At 30.1% G+C, this 6,842-nt stretch carries 4 protein-coding genes; 2 read left to right on the top strand and 2 right to left on the bottom strand.

Translation table 11 applies throughout. The annotated features are described in order from the left end of the window. Positions 1-183: 183 nt before the first annotated feature. Positions 184-900 (bottom strand): 3'-5' exonuclease, encoded by a 717-nt coding sequence (locus tag L3J60_RS13135; protein WP_291976020.1) that lies wholly within the window; start codon positions 898-900, stop codon positions 184-186. A 122-nt stretch (positions 901-1,022) separates the two neighbouring features. After that, entirely contained in the window at positions 1,023-1,916 is an 894-nt protein-coding gene (locus L3J60_RS13130) for an LD-carboxypeptidase (protein WP_291976019.1), read from the bottom strand. 102 nt (positions 1,917-2,018) lie between these two features. Here L3J60_RS13130 and metG point away from each other — a divergent pair, with 102 nt between their 5' ends. Next, positions 2,019-4,271 carry a methionine--tRNA ligase gene (gene metG, locus L3J60_RS13125; protein WP_291976017.1) on the top strand — a complete coding sequence of 751 codons (2,253 nt, stop codon included), beginning with the start codon at positions 2,019-2,021 and terminating at the stop codon, positions 4,269-4,271. Between the two features lie 228 nt (positions 4,272-4,499). After that, positions 4,500-6,629 carry a Tex family protein gene (locus L3J60_RS13120; RefSeq protein WP_291976021.1) on the top strand — a complete coding sequence of 710 codons (2,130 nt, stop codon included), beginning with the start codon at positions 4,500-4,502 and terminating at the stop codon, positions 6,627-6,629. Positions 6,630-6,842 lie beyond the last annotated feature (213 nt).

Raw genomic sequence — 6,842 nt, 5'->3', positions numbered from 1 at the left:
GACCAAAGGAGCGTTATTCTATTTCAATAATGCCACATTTTAAAATCAAATTTAAACTCGTATATTTGAGTAATGTTTAACTAAAAAGAATAAACGCTTTGTTGCGTTAGAACCTTGAATCCAAGCTACCGTTTATAATTTTCGCAATGACGTTAAATCTTATGTTGAACTCAAGTTAGAAGGTTAAACGTGTGCTATTTGAATTTCTTCAAGTATGGATTCGTTGTTAAAACGCAATAATAATTGTGCAACCGCAATTACATCTTTTTCACAATACATAGCAATCCGTTTTATATTTTTCTCTTTATAATAAACTTCGGCAACTTCGCTTCCATTAATATCATCTTTTGGTGATGGAATATCTAAAATTAAGGTCAATAATTTTAAGGAAGTGTAATGTTTATAATCACCAAATTTCCATAATTCCATAGTATCTAAATGAGCAATTTCCCAAGGTTTTTTACCAAATAAATTTAATTTTTCAGGAAGTTTTATTTGGTTAATTATCATTCGCCGAGCTATGTACGGAAAATCAAATTCTTTGCCATTATGTGCACATAATAAATGCTGTGGTTTATGATAATGATGATCTAATAAATTTTTAAAATCCTCTAAAATTTTTACCTCATCACCATAAAAAGAAGTTACTCTAAAAATCCTGTTTTCTGAATTAAAATTAACAAAATAACCCACAGATATGCATACTATTTTACCAAATTCAGCCCAAATACCTGCACGTTCATAAAATTCGGTTGGTGTTATTTCTTCTTTTCGTTGGTATTGTGTTTTTAAGGCAAATAATTCCTGCTTGGTTTCTGATAAATCTTCAAAATTTTCTAGTTCTGGAACGGTTTCAATATCTAAAAACAAGATGTTTTCAAAATTAATTTTAGCACTCATAGTTTTTTATGCTAAATATAATAAAAAATAAGCTATCTAAAAAGTGAAAATTACGTCAACCTAAACTTGATTCAGGTTCTCATAATCATTAGTAATCAACAATGTGAGATTCTGAATTTAATTCAGAATGATAGTTTAACTTCGTTTTCATCTACTTCCAACATAATTTTTCTCCCTAAAATTAATGTTCTGTTATCAGCAATATGTCCTGCAGGAAAATCAAAAACAACAGGGAAATCATATTCAGAAATAATGTCTAAAATAATTTCTTTAGCAGTTTTACCAAAAGGAATTTTATTATCATGCATATCGGTCATTGAACCAACAATCAATCCTTTTAAATTTTCAAAATATCCATTTCGTTTTAGGTTTATCATCATTCTATCTATGTGATATAAATATTCATCTAAATCTTCAATAAAAAGAATTTTATTAGCGGTATTTAATGAAGATTTACTTCCAAGTAAACTATAAATAACAGATAAATTTCCTCCAATAAGTTCTCCAGAAGCTTTTCCAATTTTATTTTTTTTAGAAGAAGTAATATTATAAATTAATTTTTTTCCAAACAAACTGTTTTTTAAAGTTGTGATAGCTTCATTACTATTTTTAGGAATATTAATAGGCATCGTTGCGTGTAAGGTTTCTAAACCTAAATTATTTAGGTGATTGTGCAAAACTGTTGCATCAGAATAACCAATAATCCATTTAGGATTTTTTTTAAATTTAGTAAAATCTAAAGCATCAATAATCCGTACAGTTCCATAACCACCACGAGCACACCAAATCGCTTTAATTTCAGGGTTGTCCAACATTTTTTGAAAATCGTTGGTTCGTTTTTCATCACTTCCAGCAAGTTGATTTTCTTCTAAACCAATGGTTTTGCCAACCACTACTTTCAATCCCCAACTTTCTAATAATTTTATAGCAGATTTAATTTCTTGTAAACTAATTTTTCGAGCTGTGGAAACAATAGCAACAGTATCGTTTTTTTGTAAATAATTGGGTTGAATCATTTTTAAAATTAATAAATGCTATTGCAAATTACGAAAACCGAATTAACTATTCACTTTTCTAATAAACAATCCTTATTTTTGTGCTTTCTTAAATAAATTTTGATGAGCAATTCAAAAAGATATACGATAACAGCGGCTTTACCTTATACAAACGGGCCGGTTCACATTGGGCATTTAGCGGGAGTTTATGTGCCAGCAGATATTTATGCACGTTATTTACGAATGACAGGAAATGATGTGTTGTTTGTTTGTGGTTCTGATGAACATGGAGTTCCAATTACCATAAAAGCAAAAAAAGAAGGTGTTACACCTCAAGATATTGTAGATAAATACCATGCTATTATTAAAAATTCGTTCCATGATTTTGGAATTTCTTTTGATAATTATTCTCGAACTACAGCAAAAATACATCATAAAACGGCTTCAGATTTTTTTAAGAAATTATATAATGAAGGAAAGTTTATTGAAGAAACAAGTGAACAATTATACGATGCAGAAGCTAACCAATTTTTAGCAGATAGATTTGTAATTGGAACTTGTCCAAAATGTGGAAATGAGGAAAGTTATGGTGATCAATGTGAAAAATGCGGAACTAGCCACAATGCAACCGATTTAATAAATCCGAAATCTGCAATTACAGGAAATGTGCCAACAATGAAAGTAACCAAACATTGGTATTTACCATTAGATAAATACGAAAAATGGTTACGTGAGTGGATTGTAGAAGGTCATAAAAACGATTGGAAAACTAATGTATTAGGACAAGTAAAATCGTGGTTAGATGATGGTTTAAAACCAAGAGCGGTAACTCGCGATTTAGATTGGGGAATTCCTGTTCCTATTGAAGGTGCTGAAGGAAAAGTGTTGTACGTTTGGTTTGATGCTCCAATAGGTTATATTTCATCTACAAAAGAATGGGCAGCACGCGAAGGAAAAGATTGGGAACCTTATTGGAAAGATAAAAATACCAAATTAATTCACTTTATTGGTAAGGATAATATTGTATTTCATTGTATTATTTTTCCGGCAATGTTAAAGGCAGAAGGAAGTTATATTTTGCCAGAAAATGTTCCTGCAAACGAATTTTTAAATTTAGAAGGAAATAAAATTTCAACTTCAAAAAATTGGGCGGTTTGGTTAAATGAATATTTAGAAGATTTTCCTGATAAGCAAGATGTGTTGCGTTACGCTTTAACGGCAAATGCTCCAGAAACTAAAGATAACGATTTTACTTGGAAAGATTTTCAAGCAAGAAATAATAACGAATTAGTTGCTATTTTTGGTAATTTTATCAATAGAGTGGTAGTTTTAACTAACAAATATTTTGATGGAATTGTACCTGAACCAAATAAATTTACTGACGAGGATGTTAAAACGTTAGCTAAAATGAATGAATTTCCAACCATTATTGGAAATTCAATTGAACGCTATCGATTTAGAGAAGCTTCGCAAGAACTACTAAATTTAGCACGTTTAGGAAATAAATATTTGGCAGATGAAGAACCCTGGAAAGTGATAAAAACTGATCCAGAACGTGTAAAAACTATAATGTATGTAGCACTGCAAATTGCTACTAGTTTGTCTGTTGTTTGCGAGCCGTTTTTACCATTTACTTCAGAAAAATTAAAAGAAATTTTGAATATACGTCATTACGAGCCTGCCTGTTCGGTAGACAGGAAGAGTAAGGACGAAGTAATCTCTTCAAATAAAGAGATTGCCACAACTCAACAAGTTGAGGCTGATAATAACGAAATGAAACGTCATAGCGAGGAGTTTTTTACGACGAAACTATCTGCAAATTCAACAAACAGATTGCCACAGTTTTTATCAAAACTTCGCAATGACAGTTTAAAATGGGACGAAGTAAAATCAAAAACCGAATTAATTGCTCCAAACCATAAAATTGGCAAACCTGTATTATTATTTGCTAAAATTGAAGATGCTGAAATTCAAGCTCAGTTGGATAAATTAGAGGCTACCAAACTTTCTAATGAAGCTGAAAATAAAATTATTGAACCACAAAAAGAAACTATTGAATTTGACGATTTCACCAAATTAGATATGCGAGTAGGAACAATTTTGGAAGCTGTTAAAGTACCAAAAACTAAAAAATTATTACAACTAAAAGTTGATGTTGGAATTGACACACGAACCATAGTTTCTGGAATTGCAGAAAGTTTTAAACCAGAGGATATTATCGGACAAAAAGTAACCGTTGTGGTTAATTTAGCTCCAAGAAAATTAAGAGGAATTGAAAGCCAGGGAATGATTTTAATGACCGACACAACTGATGGAAAACTAGCGTTTATTGAACCAGAAAATGATTTGGTACGTAATGGCGAACAAGTAAGTTAACTAATTTTTATGCGTCATTCTGAACTTGATTCAGAATCTCATCAAAATAAAACAAATCCATTTCACCCTGAATTGTGTTCAAGGTTTTTTGTAAAGTTCAATTCTTAATATATAATTTCATTCTGATAAGGAAGATAATGAATTAAAGAATCTTTAAACTCAATGAAACTTGAGATTCTTCACTATCGTTTAGAATGGAAAAAAAATTGTTTTATAAATTCAAAAAATATGCAATTGTTAAACTTTATAAAATCACAAACAAATCTTCCTTCAAAATCAATTGAAAACACCATTCAATTATTAAATGAAGATTGTACAATTCCATTTATTTCTCGTTATAGAAAAGAACGAACAGGTAATTTAGATGAAGTTCAAATAGGTGATATAGTAAAGTTTAAAGTACAGTTTGAAGAATTTGAAAAACGAAAAGTCACCATTTTAAAAGCGTTAAAAGAACAAGAAGTTTTAACGGATGATTTAAAACAAAAAATTGAGGCTACAACTAACTTAACTGTTTTAGAAGATATTTATCTCCCATATAAGAAAAAACGAAAAACAAAAGCCGAAACTGCTCGTAAAAATGGTTTAGAGCCGTTGGCAAAAATCATAATGAGTCAGCGAGCAACAGATATTAATTCAATAGCTGTAAAATACATAAATAACCAGATTAAAACTGAAGAATTGGCTTTAGAAAGTGCTCGTTATATTATAGCTGAATGGATTAATGAACGGACTGATATTAGAAATAGTATTCGTTATCAATTAGAAAAATTTGCAAACATTTCTACCAAAGTTATAAAAGCAAAAATTGAAGAAGAAAAAGCACAAAAGTATCAAGATTATTTCAATTGGAATGAACCTTTAAACCGTTGTCCTTCACATCGATTATTAGCAATTTTAAGAGCAGAGAAAGAAGGTTTTATTCGTGTTAAAATAGAAATAGATAATGAAAAAGCTTTAGATAAAATTGAACAAAGAATTATTCGCTCAAATAATGACTGCTCTAAACAAATTAAATTAGCAATTCAAGATGCTTACAAACGATTATTATTTCCTGCTCTTTCAAATGAGATTTTAAACAAAGCGAAAGAAAAAGCAGATGATAAAGCAATTGAGGTTTTTGCTAAAAATTTAAAGCAGTTGTTGTTAGGAGCTCCTTTGGGAGAAAAAAATATTTTGGCTATAGACCCAGGTTTTAGAACAGGCTGTAAAATAGTTTGTTTAAATAAACAAGGCGGACTTGAATATAATGAAACTATTTATCCGCATGCACCAAAAAACGACACTATTGGAGCAATGAAAAAAATAAATTCGTTAGTGAATGCGTACAAAATTGAAACTATTGCTATTGGAAACGGAACTGCATCACGCGAAACAGAACATTTTATTCGAAAAATGCGTTTTAATAAAGAGGTGGAGGTTTTTGTGGTAAGTGAAGCCGGTGCAAGTATTTATTCAGCATCAAAAATTGCACGAGACGAATTTCCTAATTATGATGTTACGGTGAGAGGAGCAATTTCCATAGGAAGAAGACTTGCAGATCCATTAGCAGAATTGGTTAAAATTGACGCAAAATCTATTGGAGTTGGACAATATCAACACGATGTTGATCAAACAAAATTAAAAAAATCATTAGATACCGTTGTAGAAAGTTGTGTAAATATAGTAGGTGTAAATATAAATACAGCTAGTGTTTCGCTACTGAGTTATGTTTCAGGAATTGGATTAAAATTAGCAGAAAACCTAGTTAATTTTAGAGATGAAAATGGAACTTTTAAATCTAGAAATGATATTAAAAAAGTTCCAAGATTAGGAGCAAAAGCCTTTGAACAAGCAGCTGGTTTTTTACGAATTAAAAATGCAAAAAATCCATTAGATGATTCAGCTGTACATCCTGAAAGTTATTTGATAGTTAATAAAATGGCTAAGGATGAGAATATAAGCGTGGCGGATTTAATTGGAAACAAAGAAACACTTCAAAAAATTGATTTACAAAAGTATTGTACTGCAACAATTGGACTTCCAACTTTAAAAGATATTGTAAAGGAGCTTGAAAAACCAGGTTTAGATCCACGAGAAACCGCTAAGGTTTTTACTTTCAATCAGAATGTTCGAACTATAAATGATTTACATGAAGGTCAATTATTACCAGGAATTGTAAATAATATTACCAATTTTGGTTGCTTTGTTGATATTGGGATTAAAGAAAGTGGCTTGGTACATGTCTCTAATTTAGCTAATAAATTTGTGAGTGATGTAAATGAAATTGTAAGTTTACATCAGCAAGTAATTGTTAAAGTGTTAGAAATTGATGTTGCCAGAAAAAGGATTCAGTTATCTATGAATTATAATGAGTAACATCTATTTTATTTATAGACCTGAGTTCGACCTAAGGATTTACTTTAAATAACTGAAAATCAAAATGTCATTTCGAAAATTATAACTAGTCAATCCTCAAAAAGCACTATTTCGGGTTGATTTAAGCCACATTTAAAATTGAATTGAACTTTATTCTATAGCGTATTGCTATTTTGAATTTCAAAATTATCCACACAATAGAAGTTTTTAACT

This window comes from Lutibacter sp. (assembly GCF_021647475.1).
Taxonomy (GTDB): Bacteria; Bacteroidota; Bacteroidia; order Flavobacteriales; family Flavobacteriaceae; genus Lutibacter.
Note: the sequence above shows the minus strand (reverse complement) of the source record. Positions and strands in the feature narration are given on the sequence as shown.